Genomic DNA, 16,563 nt, shown 5'->3' with positions numbered 1-16,563 from the left:
TGATCAGCGTTACGCATGCTGCGGCTGTTTGTTCTAGCTTTGTAAAAGCAGGTATAGCCGACGGCGGCAGAGGGCATCGATGGATCTTCGTACAAAAGGTTTCACGCTGATCGAGGTGCTGGTAACCCTTGGCGTCATGCTGATCCTCATCACCCTGGCGGTGCCGGCCTTCACCAGTTCAATGCAGGGCACCCGGGCCGATACCGAGATCGGCGACCTGCGTCGGGCGTTGAACTTCGCCCGGATGGAGGCCATCGACCGGGGTACCACCATCAGGATTCGCCCCACGGTGCTGGGCAGCGCCTGGAGCGGCGAACTGACGGTGTATGACAGTACGGGCACGCCGGCCAATGTATTGCGGGTTGTTCCAGCGATGGGCGGTGGCGCGACTCTGACGCTAACCTCAGACGTGACCGCGATTGATTTCAACAACCTGGGCGGATTATCGGCACCGGCCACGCCGGTGGGTTTCAATTATGTGCGGGGAACACAGAGCAGGACGCTGAATGTTTGCCTCAACGGAAGAATCGTATTGGGTGGAAGTTGCGGATGAAGGATTGCAGTAGACGCGCGCAGGAGGGCATGACCCTGATCGAGGTGCTGGTGGCGGTGTTGATTCTCGGCGTGGGCTTGTTGGGCGCCGCGATGATCCAGCTCAACGCCCTCAAGTACACCGACAGCTCGCGCATGACCAGCCAGGCCAGTTTCATCGCCTATGACCTGCTGGACCGCATACGCGCCAACTCCGGCGCGGACTACACCGTCACGCCGCCCAGCGCGCCAAACCTCAATGTGGCGCGGGACCAGGACCTCTACGACTTCAAGACCAACATCATCGCCTTCGGCGGCGCCACGGCCACCGGCACCGTCGCCCTGAACCAGCGCGTCTACACCATCACCATTTCCTGGGACGATGCGAGGGCCGCCAACACCACCAACGCGGCCGACGCGCGGCGCAGCTTCGTGCTGACCAGCCGTGTCGCCGTCGACCCGATCGCGACGCCGACGCCATGAACGGGCGCAGCCGGGGTTTCGGCCTGATCGAGCTGATGATCGCGCTGGTGCTCAGCCTGATCGTCGTGCTGGGGGTCGTGCAGATTTTCATCGCCGCGAAGAACACCTACGTCAGCCAGGGGGCGGCGGCGGTGATTCAGGAGGATGCGCGGTTCGCCTTGAGCAAAATGGTCCAGGAGCTGCGCATGGTGGGGATGTTCGGTTGCCTGGGGAGCATCACCGACGCGTCCGCCGCCGGGGATTTCAACGCCAGCCAGATCACGCCGATCCGCTGGGACAACGCCAACCTGAAGTTGACCCTGGTGACGGCGGACGTGGGCAGTGGCGGCGGGGCGCCCACCTGGACCGTGGTTTCCGACTGTCGCACCTCGGCCACCGCCTACACGGGCGTGCGGGCGCCTGCGGCCGGGCAAATCGCGTTTCCGATCAGGCGATTGATCTACAGCTACAGCAACAACCAGCTGCTGATGGGCGTCCAGACAGCCGGCGGTCCTGCCAACCCGCCCATGGCGGTGCTGGTGGATAACGTGCGCACGTTCAGCGTGACCTTCGGCGTGGCCGGCAGTGCCTCGGACATCGCGGCGTCCAGCTACAGCAGCAACCCGGCCGACCCGGCACTGATCCGCAGCGTGCGCCTGAGCCTGACGCTTTTCGATCCGCGAAACGCGGTGCGCGAGCAAACCTTCAACGTGGTTGCCGCCTTGCGCAACCGGCTGTTGTAAAGGGCAAGCCCATGAAATCGATTCCAATCAAACATCGACAACGTGGCATGGCTTTGCTGGTCAGCCTGGTGTTTCTGCTGCTGTTGACCCTGATCGGGCTGTCGTCCATGCAGAGCGCCACGCTCCAGGAAAAAATGACCAGCAGCGTCATGCTGCGCAACCAGTCGTTCCAGATCGCCGAGGCGGCGCTGCGGATGGGCGAGAGCGCGGTGCAGGTCGACACTTATTCGCTGGCAGTGTGTACCACCGCGACCCAATGTGCGCCACCGGCCGAGTCGGCAACTGTGACGGCCGCCGGGCGCAATTCCACCTCGGGGGTGACCTGGGTCGCCGCCGGCGCAGGCTTCTATGGCGTACAGAACATCGGCACCACGCTCACGGCGGTCAACGTACCCAGCAATACTTCGGCGACGCTGTATCGGATCACGGCAGTGGCGGTGGTGGGGAACAACCAGCGCAGCGTGGTGGAGAGCATCTATGCGAAATACTGAGGGGCGTCGCGGCTGGCGGCAGGCCTTGTGGGGCGCGCTGCTCGGCCTTTACCTGGCGGCCCCGGCCTACGCTTTCACGCCGTCGGATTCGCCACTGTTGAGTGCGGGGGCGGTGACGCCGAACGTGATGCTGCTGATCGACGATTCGGGGAGCATGAACAGCATCATCTGGGCGTCGGGGTTCGATCCGGAGGTTTCACGGCCGCTTATCTACAACTGCAACTCGAGCAGCAGTTGCTTCGGCGGCCAGCAACTGGACCCCGATGACGGGAATGTCTTGCTGTCGAGCTTGTTGCGCGGTGGTTGCTCGAGCGGCTGGGTCGGTTTCTACCGCAACATCCTCAGCCGGGTCTGCCTGCGGTTGCCGGACCCGGTGGGTGGGGGCGATACCCGCTACACCACCAAATACCTGTCCTACCTGCTGACCCTCGCCAACGGCTCGAACCGTGATTTCACCACCGGCACCATCCCCATTGACTACCGCATCAACGTGGCCCGGAACGTCTCCACCGACCTGGTGGCCAGCAACCGCGCCCTGCGCATCGGCCTGGCCACCTTCAACCCGCCCAACAGCACCAACTCCGGTCCCGGCGGCTATATCGCCCGGGCGGTCAGCGACCTATCGCCGGTCAGCGGCAGTGTCACCCAGGCCCAGGCCAATACCAACTACACCGCGCTGACCAGCGCCATCAACGCCCTGGGCGCGGTGGCAAATACACCGTTGGCCGAGAGCTACTACGAGATCACCCGCTATTTCAGGGGCATGGCGCCGTACCACAACAGCACGCCGACCACCTACACCAGCCCGATCCAGTATCGGTGCCAGAAGAACTTCGGCGTGGTGATCACCGACGGCTTGCCCACCTATGACCGGACGTTCCCCACCAATGACCCGCAGGCTACGGCTACGGGTGGTCCCCGGCTGCCGAACTGGGACGGGATCAGCACCAACGACGGCGACAACCCCAACGGCGATGGCGAAGGCGACACCCTGTACCTGGATGACATTGCCAAGTTCGCCTTCGACATCGACATGCGCTCCACCGGCACCGACGCCACCGGCAAGAGCTGGAATGCCGCCGACTTCCCCGGCAATACCTCAACACCTACACGGTCGGTTTCACCGCGGCCAACCCGATGCTGTCGGATGCCGCCCGCTATGGCGCTGGCAAGTACTACCAGGCGACCGATAGCGAAGGCCTGAGCTCGGCGCTGTCCTCGGCCTTGAGCGACATTACCTCCAAGGCCGGTTCGGGCGGCGGTGGCGCCACCAACGGCGCCTCGTTGTCCAGCACCTCCAGCTTCTACCAGACCACCTACGACCCCAAGGATTGGCGCGGCACCATCCGCGCATTCGGCTTCACGTCGGCGGGCACGGTCGATTCGGCGGCGGTGCAGTGGACCACCGACACCGCCATCGTGCCCGGTGCCACGGCCCCGACCTATCAATCCTGGAACACCGCGACCAATGCGCCCGTGACCCTTTCCTACGCCAACTTTTCACCGGCCCAGCAAACCAGCCTCAACCAGAACCTGCCCACGGGCATCACCGGCAATGATCTGGTGGAGTGGAGCAAGGGCGTCAACAAGACCGGGCTCAAGGTGCGCAGCGTGTTGCTGGGGGACATCATCAACTCGCCGCTGGTGCTGGCCTCGCCCAATGACCAGACCGCCGCGGACCTGCTGAACGACACCAGCTACAGCACTTACCTGGCGACCAAGGCGACCAACATGAGCAGCAGCCTGGTGGTGAACGCCAACGACGGTTTCTTCAGCGTCATCAACAGTGCCAACGGCACGCGGCGCTATGCGTACATGCCGTCGAGTGTGCTGCCGTCGTTGCAGGGCATCGCGGACCCCAACTACATCAACGGTGTCAGCCACGACTTCCTGGTGGACGGGCAGATTGGCGTGTTCGATACGCAGTCGGGAACCGCCTGGAAGACCGTCGCCCTGGGCGGTACCGGGGCGGGTGGCAGGACGTTCTATGCGGTTCAATTGTTCGACGCGGCGGCGGGTAACGTGTATCGGGCCTTGTGGGAAATCAGTGCGCCGGCCGTGGCCAGCACGGCCAACGTCTTCAATGACCTGGGCTACGCCTATGCCCGTCCCGAAGTGGCGCGCCTGGCGGACGGGCGCTGGGCCGCGTTCATTTCCAACGGTTATGGCAGCAACAGCGGCGTGGCGGCGCTGTATGTGGTGGATATCCGCGACGGCTCGCTGATCAGGAAGATCGTCATCAACAGCAGCGAGACCGACAACGGCTTGTCGTCGGTCAAGCTTCGGGTCAACTCCCAGAACGTCGTGCAGGCTGCCTACGGTGGTGACCTGAAGGGGCGGATGTGGAAATTCGACCTCAGCGCCACCTCCCCGACGGCCTGGGGCCTGGCGTTTGCCGGCCAACCCTTGTTCACCGCACCGGGGGGCGCTACCCAGCCCATCACCGTGCAGCCGTTGCTGGCGGACAACCCCCAAGGCGGGACCCAGGTGTTCTTCGGCACCGGCAAGTTCAATGAGACGGCAGACAAGCTCAACAAGGATCTACAGGGCTTCTACTCGATCTGGGATGCTGTCGGCGGAGGGGGGCAGATCACCGTCTCGAACCTGCAGGCCCAGGCCATCACCGGGGTGTTTTCCGGCAGTACGGGGCAGTTCGTGACCACCAGCCAGAACGATGTGGCCTACCCCTCGAAAAAGGGTTGGTACTTGCCCCTGGTGTACAACAACGTCTTGACCGGGGAGCGGGTGATCAACTCGGCCAACCTGGTGCTCGGGCGCGTGGTCTTCACCACGGCCGCCGTGGACACCACCGACCCCTGCGCGAGCTTCGGGACCGGCAAACTGATCGAGTTGAGTGCGTTCAACGGTAAGATGCTCAACTATGCGGTGCTCGATACCAACAATGACGGCGCCCTCAGCAACCTCGATACGATTTCCGCCGGCGTCGTTTTCACCGGTGGCATCCCGACCTTGAGCGCCGTCGTCAGCGCCAGCGGGGCCACCAACATGGTTGTGAATGACTCCAGCGGTGGTATCACCAACCTGCTGGAAAAGACCGTCGGCGGCAGCCGTCGCATCATGTGGCGGCAAATACAGTGAGAGGCAAGGGCATGCGCAGTTCCAACCGGGGTTTCACCTTGATCGAAATCATGATCGTGATCGCGATCATCGGTATCGTGGTCACCATCGGCTATCCGAGCCTGACCGAGTACATGAAGAAGGGGCGGCGTACCGAAATCGCCGGGTTGTTGTCGGAGCAGGCACAGATTCTCGAGCGCTACTACTCGAAGAACAACGTCTACACCAACGCGACCGGCCTGAGCAGCGGTAACGATTTCTACACCATTACCCAGACGCTGGCGGACCAGAGCTTCACCCTGACGGCCGTGCGCAAAAGCGGCTCCTCCATGGCGACGGACAAGTGCGGCGATTTCACCCTCAACAACACGGGCGTACGGAGTATGCTCAACGCCGCCAGCGGGGTGACCACCAAGGATTGCTGGGGGCGTTAGGTTTTCCTTGTTTCGGGCGCGGTCTTGCGCCCTCTGTCTTATGAGTCGAATCAGAACATGACCATGCAACAGCAAGTGGTGATTGTCGGCGGGGGCGTCATCGGCCTGCTGACGGCGTTCAATCTGGCGTGCGAAGGGCAGCGCGTGGTGCTGCTTGACCGCAGTGGTGTTGGCCAGGAAGCCTCCTGGGCCGGTGGCGGTATCGTTTCGCCGCTATACCCCTGGCGCTATAGCCCGCGGTCACCGCCCTGGCCCATTGGTCGCAGGATTTTTATCCACAACTGGGGCAGCGTCTGTTCGCGTCCACCGGCGTCGATCCGCAAGTGCATGTCACCGGCTTGTATTGGCTGGACCTGGATGACCAGGACGAAGCGCTGGCCTGGGCGGATCGGGAAGGGCGCCCATTGCGGGCGGTGGATATCGGTGCCGTGCAGGATGCGGTGCCGGTGCTGGGTGCAGGGTTTTCCCGGGCGATCTACATGGCCGACGTCGCCAACGTGCGCAATCCCCGGTTGGTGAAGTCCCTCAAGGCCGCCTTGCTGGCGATGCCCGGTGTCACGCTGCATGAGCATTGTGAAGTCAGCGGCTTCATTCGCGAGGGTGAGCGTGTCGTGGGGGTGAACAGTTCCGCGGGGCCTATCCAGGGCGACCAGGTGGTGCTGGCCGCGGGTGCCTGGAGTGGCGAGTTGCTCGGCACGCTGGGGCTGAAGTTGCCAGTCGAGCCGGTCAAGGGCCAGATGATCCTGTACAAGTGCGCTGCGGATTTCCTGTCGAGCATGGTCCTGGCCAAGGGCCGTTACGCGATACCCCGTCGCGACGGGCACATCCTGGTGGGCAGCACACTGGAGCGCGAAGGCTTCGACAAGACCCCGACCGATGTGGCGCTGGAGAGCCTGAAGGCTTCGGCGCAGCAGCTGATTCCGGCGCTGGCCGATGCCGAGGTGGTCGGACATTGGGCAGGGTTGCGACCGGCGTCGCCGGAGGGGATTCCCTATATCGGTGAAGTGCCGGGGTTTGCGGGGTTGTGGTTGAACTGTGGGCATTATCGCAATGGGTTGGTGTTGGCGCCGGCGTCGTGTCGGTTGTTTGCGGATGTGATGCTGGGGCGCGAGCCGGTGATCGACCCTGCGCCGTACGCGCCGGCGGGGCGGATGTAGGGTTAATTGTGGGAGCGAGACTGCTCGCGATGGCGGTCTTGGGTCGAGCACATATCCGTTGCTGCGGTAACGGCGGCTTAGGGTTCCGCCCTGACGGCGGCTTACTTTTTTTCAGACGCCAAAAAAAGTAAGCAAAAAAGGCTTGGCCCCACCACTCGGTGCCTCGCCTGGGCTCGGCATACCCTCACTCCGGCATTGCTCCGTGGGCCCACCGCGAAGGGCCATCCATGGCCCAGCGCGGCTACCCCGGCATCCATGCCGGGGTGCCCACTACGCAATGCCTGCGTTCGGCCGTCGTGGTTAACGGGGCCCGAAGATCAAAAGCAAAAGCAAAAGTGAGGCGGCCTTACAGCCGGCCTGTTCTTGCGGCTGGCCTCGGTCTCCCTGTGGGAGCGGGCTTGCTCGCGAAGGCGTCGGCACATCCAATATTTATTCACTGTCATGGCTGGCTGTGCGTGGGATACCTTCGGGTATGCCGGGTACCAAGGTCTCGGTGCGCGAACCCGCGTACAGCTGCCACCTCCAATCGCGTCGCGGCGTGTATCAGGTAGATTTGTATTGACTGTCTTGGGGCTGCTACGCAGCCCCGCTGGGGATAAATCCCCTCGCCACAGGAGGGGAGAGCCCAGCCATTGGAGGCGGCTTCCCTCAATCCAGCCCCAGCTTCTTCAACCGATACCGCATCGAACGAAACGACAGTTTCAACCGCTGGGCCGCCGCCGTGCGGTTCCAGCGGGTTTCTTCCAGGGCCTGGAGGATGAGTTTGCGTTCGACGTCTTCCAGGTAGTCTTCCAGGTTGTCGACCTGCACCAGGTCAGCGCTGGTGGCGTCGGTGGCGTTATTGCTGTCGGCCAGGCGCAGGTCGTCGGCTTCGATCTGTTGGTGCTCGCAAAGGGTGTAGGCCCGTTCGAGCATGTTCTCCAGCTCCCGCACGTTTCCTGGGAAACGGTAGTTGCGAAGGGCCTCCAGGGCCTGGGGGTGGAGTTTGACGGCAGGGCTGGCGGTGTTGGCCGACAGGCGTTGGAGCATGTGGTTGGCCAGGGGCTCGATGTCTTCGCGGCGTTCGCGCAGGGGCGGGACGCGCAGTTCGATGACGTTCAGCCGATAGTACAGGTCCTGGCGAAAACGCCCGGCGGCGACTTCGGCGTCCAGGTCCTTGTGGGTGGCGCAAAGGATGCGTACGTCCACCACTTCTTCCTGTTGGCCGCCGACGGCGCGCACGGCTTTTTCCTGGATGGCCCGCAGCAGTTTGACTTGCATGGCCAGCGGCAGGTCAGCCACCTCGTCGAGGAACAGCGTGCCGCCATGGGCGGCCTGGAACAGCCCGGGTTTGTCTTCGATGGCGCCGCTGAAACTGCCTTTGCGGTGGCCGAAAAACTCGCTTTCCATCAGCTCCGTGGGAATTGCTCCACAGTTGACCGGCACAAAGCCGAGATTGGAACGGGGACCTTGTTCGTGGATCAGCCGGGCCACCAACTCCTTGCCACAGCCCGACTCGCCGCTGATGTACACCGGCGCCTGGCTGCGGGCGAGTTTTTCGATCTGTTTGCGCACGTTGCGCATGGGCGGTGATTCGCCCAGCAGGCAGCGCTCGATGGTTGTGCCGGGGGCGGCAACCGGTGGCAGGCGCAGGGCGCTGGCGACCAGTTCACGCAACCGGGTCAGGTCGACCGGCTTGGTCAGGAAGTCGAAGGCCCCGGCCTTGAGGGCGTCGATGGCGGTTTCCAGGCTGCCGTAGGCGGTGATCATCGCCACGGGCAGTTGGATGTAGCGTTGCTGGATGTGTTGCACCAGTTCCAGGCCGGTGCCATCGGGCAGGCGCATGTCGGTCAGGCACAGGTCGAAGGCCTCGTCCGCCAACAGGGCTTGGGCCTCGGCAAGGTTCTTGGCGCTGCGGGTGTCGAGTTTCATCCGGCCCAGGGTGATGTCCAGGAGTTCGCGGATGTCCGGTTCGTCGTCGACGATCAGGATTCGTTGCCGTGAGCGTGTATTCAAATCTGTTTCCGTCCGTGAGCAAAGGTGATGCGAAAGCAACCGCCGCCTTGGCGTGGTTTGAAGTCTAGGCGGGCCTGGTTGCTTTCGCACAGCTCACGGGACAGATAGAGGCCAAGGCCGGTGCCCTGGCTGCTGGTGGTGAAAAAGGGTTCGAACAGATGCGCCTGCTGGTCGGGTGTCACGCCGGGCCCGTTGTCGATGATGTCCAGCGTGGATAGCTGGCTCTGTGGGTCGACGGACAGCTTCAACCAGGCTTCGGCCTGCTCGTTGATCATCGCGCTGTGGCGCCAGGCGTTGCGCAGCAGGTTGTCGAGCACCTGGGTCAACTGGTCGGGGTCCATGAGGGTAATGTAGTCGCCTGGATCGATGCTCAGGTGCAAATGCTGGTGCTCGGTCGCGCTTTCGTGGGCTTGCTGGACGAATTGCTGCAGCCAGGTCCGCAGGTCGAGGCGTTGGGGCGTGGGTGGCTGGCGGCGTGACAGCTGCAGGACGTTTTCGATGACGCGGTTCATTCGTTGCGAGTGGTCTTGAATAATCTGCGTCAGACGCCGATCGGCGCTGTTCAGTTCCTCGGACTCGCGCAGCAATTGCGCGGCATGGCTGATCGCGCCCAAGGGGTTGCGGATTTCATGGGCGATGCCGGCGGTGAGGCGCCCGAGGGAGGCGAGTTTAAGTTGTTGGGCCTGTTGGGACACCTGGGCCAGGTCTTCGAGAAACACCAGGATCTGATGCTGTTCGTGATGCCCCAGGGCGATGAAGCTCGGCTGCAGCGTCAGGCCGGTGCCAGGGACGGTCAGGCTCTGTGGCCGCAGGCTGGGGTTGTTCAGCCAGCGTTGCAGGCGTTCGACCAGGGCGTTGGAGCAGTCGTCGATCGGCTGGCCGACCAGGTCGTGCATGCCCAGCAGGTTCAGCGCGCTTTCGTTGGCCAGTTGCACCCGGCGTTGGCGGTCGAGCACCAGGATGCCGGTGCGCATGCGTTGCAGGATCAGGGCGTTGAGCGCCTCCAGGCCGACCACTTCACTGGCCCGTTGCTCGGCCAGGGTTTCGCTGGCCTCCAGGCGTCGGGTCAGGCCTTGGACCAATAGCGCGGCGGCAAAGCACAGCGCGCCCAGGGTGCCGGCCTGCAGGTAGTTGCTGGGCCGGCTTGCGTCGCTCAGCCCGAGGAAGAAACTCGAGCCGACGATGCCGAGGGTGGCGACGGCGGCGATCAACAGGCCGATACGGCCTCGCAACAGCGTGTTGCCGATGGCCACGGAGACGATGAGCAGGTTACCAATGGCGCTGGGGGCGCCCCCGGCGACGAAAAACAGCCAGGAGAGCAACAGCACGTCGGCCAGGGCCAGGCCGAACAAGCGGGCCGGGCGGCGGGTGTTTTCCAGGAACACCACCAGCAGGATGTTCAAGACCAGGTACAACCAGCTGCCGCTGCGCAGCAAGTCGTCGTTGGCGGACTCCAGCAAACGGTTGTCCATGTTGCTGGAGATCAGCAGCACTAGGGTGATGCCGATACTCAGGCGGTACAGGTGATACAGACGCAGCAGGCGCTGCGCCTGCTTGACGCGCGGGCTGGCGGCCTCAGCGTTCACGGCTGCCCGGGCCTTGCTCGAGGTGAGCCTGGCTGCAATACCACTGTTGTTCGAGCACCAGTGCCCGGTCGCGAGGCAGGTGCACGCCGCACTGGGCGCAACGGACCATCGGCGGCGCATCCGGCTCCCGGGGAGCGTTCGGCGTGGCAGAGGCGGCCTTGAGCTTGCGCCAGAACCATACCGCGGCGGCAATCAGGGCGATCCAGAATAGTAGACGAAGCATGATGGGCGGCTTTTTGGCTAGAGATCAGGCAGTTTAGCCGGGCACGGGAGCGGCGCACAGGTCTGTGGATTCCAGGCACAAAAAAGGGAGACCGTCGGGTCTCCCTGTTTGCCTGGCAGCGTGGCCTTAGTCGAACAGGCCGAAGGTCATGTAGCTGAACCAGGAGCGGTCGCTGGATTCGTTTTCGGGGGTTTCTTCCTCGATCACGTCGCCATTCTCGTCCTTAGGCTTGAGCTCGTTCGGAATGGCTTCCTTGGCGTCCTGGAACTGGCGCTGTACGTCCTGGTTGGCGCGGGTTTCTCCCGGCGGCAGCGGTGGACGGGACTCGATCAGGCCCAGGGTGGCCTTGCTCAGCCACGAACGGTTGTCGACTTCGCCGACCCGCGGGGTGAACTGGCCATCCACCAGGGAAGGGTGGTCCGGGTAGTTCAGCTTCAGGGTTTCCAGGCTGGTGGCAGCCAGGTCGTCCAGGTGCAGGCGCTGGTACGCTTCGGTCATCACCGCCAGGCCGTCGCCCACCGAAGGGGTTTCCTGGAAGTTTTCCACCACGTAGCGGCCACGGTTGGCGGCGGCGACGTAGGCCTGACGGGTCAGGTAGTAATCGGCCACGTGGATTTCGTAGGAGGCCAGCAGGTTGCGCAGGTAGATCATGCGCTGCTTGGCGTCCGGCGAATAACGGCTGTTGGGGAAGCGGCTGGTCAGCTGGGCGAACTCATTGTAGGAGTCGCGAGCCGCGCCCGGGTCACGCTTGGTCATGTCCAGCGGCAGGAAGCGCGCCAGCAGGCCGACGTCCTGGTCGAAGGAGGTCAGGCCCTTGAGGTAATAGGCGTAATCGACGTTCGGATGCTGCGGATGTAGGCGAATGAAGCGCTCGGCGGCGGACTTCGCCGCTTCCGGCTCGGCGTTCTTGTAGTTGGCGTAGATCAGTTCCAGCTGGGCCTGGTCGGCGTAGCGACCGAACGGATACCTCGACTCCAGGGCCTTGAGCTTGGCTGTGGCGCTGGTGTAGCTGTTGTTGTCCAGGTCGTTCTGCGCCTGTTGGTACAGTTCGACTTCGCTCAGGTTTTCGTCTACGACTTCCTTCGACGAGCAAGCAGCAGTCAATGCGAGGATGGCGATCAGCAGCAGGTGTTTCACTTGCATGGCGGCTTGCGTCCCTATGACGGCCGCTGTCTTGGGCGGGGCCGTCCTGTTATGATGAGCGCCCCGTTGAAAAGCCTCGGGGCAAAAGACGCCGTATTTAACCACAAGCGCGCAGCCGAAACCAAAGGCTGTGCCGACGCCCAGTCCGAGCATGTCCGATAAAATAGAACTTCGCGCAGAGGTGCCGTCCGAATTGGGCGGCCAACGCCTCGATCAAGTCGCCGCCCAACTCTTTGCCGAGCACTCTCGCTCGCGCCTTTCCGCCTGGATCAAGGACGGCCGCCTGACCGTGGATGGGGCGGTCGTTCGCCCGCGCGACATCGTCCATGGTGGCGCCGTCCTCGAACTGACTGCCGAGCAGGAGGCCCAGGGAGAATGGGTCGCCCAGGACATCGCCCTGGACATCGTCTATGAAGACGACGAGATCCTGGTCATCAACAAGCCTGCGGGCCTGGTGGTGCACCCGGCGGCCGGGCATGCCGATGGCACCCTGCTCAACGCCTTGCTGCACCACGTGCCGGACATCATCAACGTGCCCCGTGCCGGCATCGTCCATCGCCTGGACAAGGACACCACCGGCCTGATGGTCGTGGCCAAGACCATCCAGGCCCAGACACAGCTGGTCGCACAGTTGCAAAGCCGCAGTGTCAGCCGTATCTATGAGTGCATCGTTATCGGCGTGGTCACCGCCGGTGGCAAGATCAACGCACCGATCGGCCGTCATGGCCAGCAGCGCCAGCGCATGGCGGTGATGGAGGGTGGCAAGCCGGCGGTCAGCCATTACCGCGTGCTGGAGCGTTTCCGTTCCCATACCCACGTGCGGGTCAAGCTCGAAACCGGCCGTACCCACCAGATTCGCGTGCACATGGCCCACATCAACTTCCCGTTGGTGGGCGACCCGGCCTATGGCGGACGTTTCCGCATTCCGCCGGCAGCCAGCGTGACGATGGTCGAGTCGCTGAAGAACTTCCCGCGCCAGGCGCTGCATGCGCGTTTCCTGGAGCTGGACCATCCGACCACCGGCAAGCGCATGAGCTGGGAGTCGCCGCTGCCGGATGACTTCGTCTGGCTGCTGACCTTGCTCAAGCAGGACCGCGAGGCGTTCATCGGATGAGTGACTGGCTGATCCCCGACTGGCCCGCGCCGGACCGGGTCAAGGCCTGTGTCACCACCCGTGCGGGCGGCGTCAGCCTGGCGCCGTTCGACAGCCTCAACCTCGGCGATCATGTGGAGGACGACCCTGCGGCCGTGGGCGAAAACCGTCGCCGTCTCACCGATCGATTCGCCATCCGTCCAGCCTGGCTACGGCAGGTCCATGGGATTGACGTGGTCGAGGCTGACCCCAGCCAAGTGGCCACCGCCGATGCCAGCTGGACGGCGACACCCGGTATCGCGTGTGCGGCGATGACCGCAGACTGCCTGCCCGTGCTGTTCTGCGACCATGCCGGCACCCGCGTCGCGGCCGCCCATGCCGGTTGGCGTGGGTTGGCGAACGGCGTGCTGGAAGCGACCTTGGACAGCCTTCAACTGCCCGCCGACCAGGTCCTTGCCTGGCTCGGCCCGGCCATTGGCCCGCAAGCCTTCGAGGTCGGGCCGGAAGTGCGTGACGCGTTCACCGCGCAACTGCCCAGTACGGCGCAAGCCTTCGTCCCCAGCCACAATGCCGGCAAGTTCCTCGCCGACATTTATGCGTTGGCGCGCCTGCGGCTGGCGGCGCGCGGCGTTACGGCGGTCTATGGTGGCGGCCTGTGTACCGTGACCGATCCTCGCTTTTTCTCCTACCGTCGCAATCCGCGTACCGGCCGCTTCGCCTCCCTGGTCTGGCTCGACCAATAAAAAGCCCCTTCGGCTGCCTCCTTGTAGCAGATCCCTTTGTGGGGACGAGCCTGCCCGCGACGGCGACGGGTCAGCTAACCTTTAATTGGCTGACAAGCCGCCTTCTTCGCGAGCAGGCTCGCGCCCACAAAGGCTTGGAAGGGGCTGCCATCTGACTGATCTGTGTCAATGAAGCCCGCTTGAATCTTCCAGAATCGTCCACATCTATAGCGGTATCTGGCAGGTTTCTTCATTCAGGATGTTTTTCGGTCCGGCCTGCTCAAAAGGAAGGTGACCCATGCGAATTGATCGTTTAACCAGCAAATTACAATTGGCCCTGTCCGATGCCCAGTCCCTGGCCGTCGGCCTGGACCATCCCGGTATCGAACCGGCGCACTTGATGCAAGCCATGCTCGAACAGCAAGGCGGCTCCATCAAGCCCCTGCTGATGCAGGTGGGCTTTGACGTCAACAGCCTGCGCAAGGAGTTGGCCAAGGAGCTCGACCAACTGCCCAAGATCCAGAATCCGACCGGTGACGTGAACATGTCCCAGGATTTGGCCCGGCTGCTCAACCAGGCCGATCGCCTGGCCCAGCAGAAGGGCGACCAGTTCATTTCCAGCGAACTGGTGCTGCTCGCCGCCATGGACGAGAACAGCAAACTGGGCAAATTGCTGCTCGGCCAGGGCGTGAGCAAGAAAGCCCTGGAAAACGCCATCAACAACCTGCGTGGCGGCGAAGCAGTCAATGACGCCAACCACGAGGAGTCCCGCCAGGCGCTGGACAAATACACCGTCGACCTGACCAAGCGCGCCGAGGAAGGCAAGCTCGACCCGGTGATCGGTCGCGACGACGAAATCCGCCGCACCGTGCAGGTGCTGCAACGCCGCACCAAGAACAACCCGGTGCTGATCGGTGAGCCCGGCGTGGGCAAGACCGCCATCGCCGAGGGCCTGGCCCAGCGCATCATCAATGGCGAAGTGCCCGATGGCCTCAAGGGCAAGCGTCTGCTGTCCTTGGACATGGGGGCGCTGATCGCCGGCGCCAAATACCGTGGCGAGTTTGAAGAGCGACTCAAGGCGCTGCTCAATGAACTGTCCAAACAGGAAGGCCAGATCATCCTGTTCATCGACGAGTTGCACACCATGGTCGGCGCCGGCAAGGGCGAGGGCTCGATGGATGCGGGCAACATGCTCAAGCCGGCACTGGCCCGTGGCGAGCTGCACTGCGTCGGCGCGACCACGCTCAATGAATACCGCCAATACATAGAGAAGGACGCGGCCCTCGAACGGCGTTTCCAGAAAGTGCTGGTGGAGGAGCCGAGCGAAGAAGACACCATCGCCATCCTGCGTGGCCTCAAGGAGCGGTACGAGGTTCACCACAAGGTGGCGATCACCGATGGCGCGATCATCGCGGCGGCCAAGCTCAGCCACCGCTACATCACCGACCGTCAATTGCCGGACAAGGCCATCGACCTGATCGACGAGGCGGCCAGCCGCATCCGCATGGAAATCGATTCCAAGCCCGAAGTGCTGGATCGCCTGGAGCGGCGCCTGATTCAACTCAAGGTCGAATCCCAGGCCCTGAAGAAAGAAAGCGACGAAGCGGCGAAGAAGCGGCTGGAAAGGTTGCAGGACGAAATCGTTCGCCATGAGCGCGAGTATTCCGATCTCGAGGAAATCTGGAACTCGGAGAAAGCCGAAGTCCAGGGTTCGGCGCAGATCCAGCAGAAGATCGAGCAATCCCGCCAGGAACTGGAGGCGGCCCGCCGCAAGGGCGACCTTAACCGCATGGCCGAGCTGCAGTACGGGGTGATCCCGGACCTGGAGCGCAGCCTGCAGATGGTCGACCAGCACGGCAAGAGCGAAAACCAGTTGCTGCGCAGCAAGGTCACTGAGGAAGAAATCGCCGAAGTGGTGTCCAAGTGGACCGGTATCCCGGTGTCGAAAATGCTCGAAGGCGAGCGCGACAAGCTGCTGAAGATGGAAAGCCTGTTGCACCAGCGTGTGATCGGCCAGGAAGAGGCGGTGGTGGCGGTGGCCAACGCCGTGCGTCGGTCCCGTGCCGGGTTGTCGGACCCGAACCGGCCGAGTGGTTCGTTCATGTTCCTCGGCCCGACCGGTGTCGGTAAAACCGAGCTGTGCAAGGCGCTGGCCGAGTTTCTCTTCGACACCGAAGAGGCGATGGTGCGCATCGATATGTCCGAGTTCATGGAGAAACATTCCGTGGCGCGGCTGATCGGTGCCCCACCGGGATACGTCGGCTATGAGGAAGGTGGTTACCTGACCGAAGCGGTACGGCGCAAGCCTTACTCGGTGATCCTGTTGGACGAGGTCGAGAAGGCGCATCCGGATGTGTTCAACATCCTTTTGCAAGTGCTGGAGGATGGGCGCCTGACCGACAGCCACGGGCGCACGGTGGACTTCCGTAACACCGTGATCGTGATGACCTCCAACCTGGGCTCGGCGCAGATCCAGGAATTGGTAGGTGACCGCGAGGCACAACGTGCGGCAGTGATGGATGCGATTTCCACCCACTTCCGGCCGGAGTTCATCAACCGGGTCGACGAGGTGGTGATTTTCGAGCCGTTGGCCCGTGACCAGATCGCCGGCATCACCGAGATCCAGCTGGGTCGCCTGCGCAGCCGCCTCACCGAGCGGGAGTTGAAGTTGCAATTGAGCGACGAGGCCTTGGACAAGTTGATTGCGGTGGGTTACGACCCGGTCTATGGCGCACGGCCACTCAAGCGTGCGATCCAGCGCTGGATCGAAAACCCGTTGGCGCAGTTGATCCTGTCCGGCCGCTTCATGCCAGGTGAAACTGTGACCGGTACAGTGCAGAACGACGAAATCGTCTTCAATTGAGGCGATTATCTGGGCTTTGTGGCGAGGGAGCTTGCTCCCGCT

General features: G+C 63.3%; 12 protein-coding genes and 2 pseudogenes. 10 read left to right on the top strand and 4 right to left on the bottom strand.

What is annotated here, in order from left to right; genetic code table 11:
- The first annotated feature begins 79 nt into the window (after nt 1-79).
- The 7 genes and pseudogenes from KI241_RS23165 to thiO all read left to right on the top strand — a co-directional run bounded on the left by KI241_RS23165 (nt 80) and on the right by thiO (nt 6,896).
- The gene (locus KI241_RS23165) at nt 80-553 is read left to right on the top strand and encodes a GspH/FimT family pseudopilin (RefSeq protein ID WP_042732998.1); all 474 of its coding nucleotides are present in this window, start codon (nt 80-82) and stop codon (nt 551-553) included.
- Nucleotides 550-1,014, top strand: a complete 465-nt coding sequence (pilV, locus tag KI241_RS23160; RefSeq protein WP_042732997.1) for a type IV pilus modification protein PilV — start codon at nt 550-552, stop codon at nt 1,012-1,014. Before KI241_RS23165 ends, pilV begins: the two co-directional genes overlap by 4 nt.
- Nucleotides 1,011-1,736, top strand: coding sequence for a prepilin-type N-terminal cleavage/methylation domain-containing protein (locus KI241_RS23155; protein WP_212803045.1), 726 nt, complete (start codon nt 1,011-1,013; stop codon nt 1,734-1,736). The genes pilV and KI241_RS23155 overlap by 4 nt, the downstream gene beginning before the upstream one ends.
- Before the next feature lie 11 nt (nt 1,737-1,747).
- Nucleotides 1,748-2,227 (top strand): PilX N-terminal domain-containing pilus assembly protein, encoded by a 480-nt coding sequence (locus tag KI241_RS23150; RefSeq protein WP_047736284.1) that lies wholly within the window; start codon nt 1,748-1,750, stop codon nt 2,225-2,227.
- Nucleotides 2,214-5,326: pseudogene (locus KI241_RS23145) on the top strand (PilC/PilY family type IV pilus protein). The gene KI241_RS23150 and the pseudogene KI241_RS23145 overlap by 14 nt, the downstream one beginning before the upstream one ends.
- 11 nt (nt 5,327-5,337) lie before the next feature.
- Nucleotides 5,338-5,739 (top strand): type IV pilin protein, encoded by a 402-nt coding sequence (locus tag KI241_RS23140; protein ID WP_042730702.1) that lies wholly within the window; start codon nt 5,338-5,340, stop codon nt 5,737-5,739.
- A gap of 57 nt (nt 5,740-5,796) precedes the next feature.
- Nucleotides 5,797-6,896, top strand: a pseudogene (gene thiO / locus KI241_RS23135) (glycine oxidase ThiO).
- 648 nt (nt 6,897-7,544) lie between these two features.
- Here the strand turns inward: thiO and KI241_RS23130 are convergent.
- From KI241_RS23130 to KI241_RS23115, 4 genes are all read right to left on the bottom strand, one after another.
- Complete coding sequence (locus KI241_RS23130; protein ID WP_212803044.1) at nt 7,545-8,891, bottom strand: sigma-54 dependent transcriptional regulator; 1,347 nt, start codon at nt 8,889-8,891, stop codon at nt 7,545-7,547.
- Nucleotides 8,888-10,477, bottom strand: a complete 1,590-nt coding sequence (locus KI241_RS23125) for an ATP-binding protein (protein WP_047736281.1) — start codon at nt 10,475-10,477, stop codon at nt 8,888-8,890. The genes KI241_RS23130 and KI241_RS23125 overlap by 4 nt, the downstream gene beginning before the upstream one ends.
- Nucleotides 10,467-10,700 carry a PP0621 family protein gene (locus KI241_RS23120; RefSeq protein ID WP_042730706.1) on the bottom strand — a complete coding sequence of 78 codons (234 nt, stop codon included), beginning with the start codon at nt 10,698-10,700 and terminating at the stop codon, nt 10,467-10,469. The genes KI241_RS23125 and KI241_RS23120 overlap by 11 nt, the downstream gene beginning before the upstream one ends.
- Before the next feature lie 126 nt (nt 10,701-10,826).
- The gene (locus KI241_RS23115; RefSeq protein WP_042730707.1) at nt 10,827-11,843 is read right to left on the bottom strand and encodes an outer membrane protein assembly factor BamD; all 1,017 of its coding nucleotides are present in this window, start codon (nt 11,841-11,843) and stop codon (nt 10,827-10,829) included.
- Between the two features lie 151 nt (nt 11,844-11,994).
- Here KI241_RS23115 and rluD point away from each other — a divergent pair, with 151 nt between their 5' ends.
- The 3 genes from rluD to clpB all read left to right on the top strand — a co-directional run bounded on the left by rluD (nt 11,995) and on the right by clpB (nt 16,521).
- Entirely contained in the window at nt 11,995-12,957 is a 963-nt protein-coding gene (gene rluD, locus KI241_RS23110) for a 23S rRNA pseudouridine(1911/1915/1917) synthase RluD (protein ID WP_042730708.1), read from the top strand.
- Nucleotides 12,954-13,679: a peptidoglycan editing factor PgeF gene (gene pgeF / locus KI241_RS23105; RefSeq protein ID WP_123579599.1), complete on the top strand. Its 726-nt coding sequence runs from the start codon at nt 12,954-12,956 to the stop codon at nt 13,677-13,679. Before rluD ends, pgeF begins: the two co-directional genes overlap by 4 nt.
- Before the next feature lie 277 nt (nt 13,680-13,956).
- A complete protein-coding gene (gene clpB, locus KI241_RS23100; RefSeq protein ID WP_042730710.1) occupies nt 13,957-16,521 on the top strand; it encodes an ATP-dependent chaperone ClpB in 2,565 nt (854 codons plus the stop codon).
- The last annotated feature ends 42 nt before the right edge of the window (nt 16,522-16,563 follow it).

It is taken from the genome of Pseudomonas sp. Cab53 (assembly GCF_018325965.1).
Taxonomy (GTDB): domain Bacteria; phylum Pseudomonadota; class Gammaproteobacteria; order Pseudomonadales; family Pseudomonadaceae; genus Aquipseudomonas; species Aquipseudomonas chlororaphis_E.
This window is presented reverse-complemented; position numbering and strand designations above follow the sequence as displayed.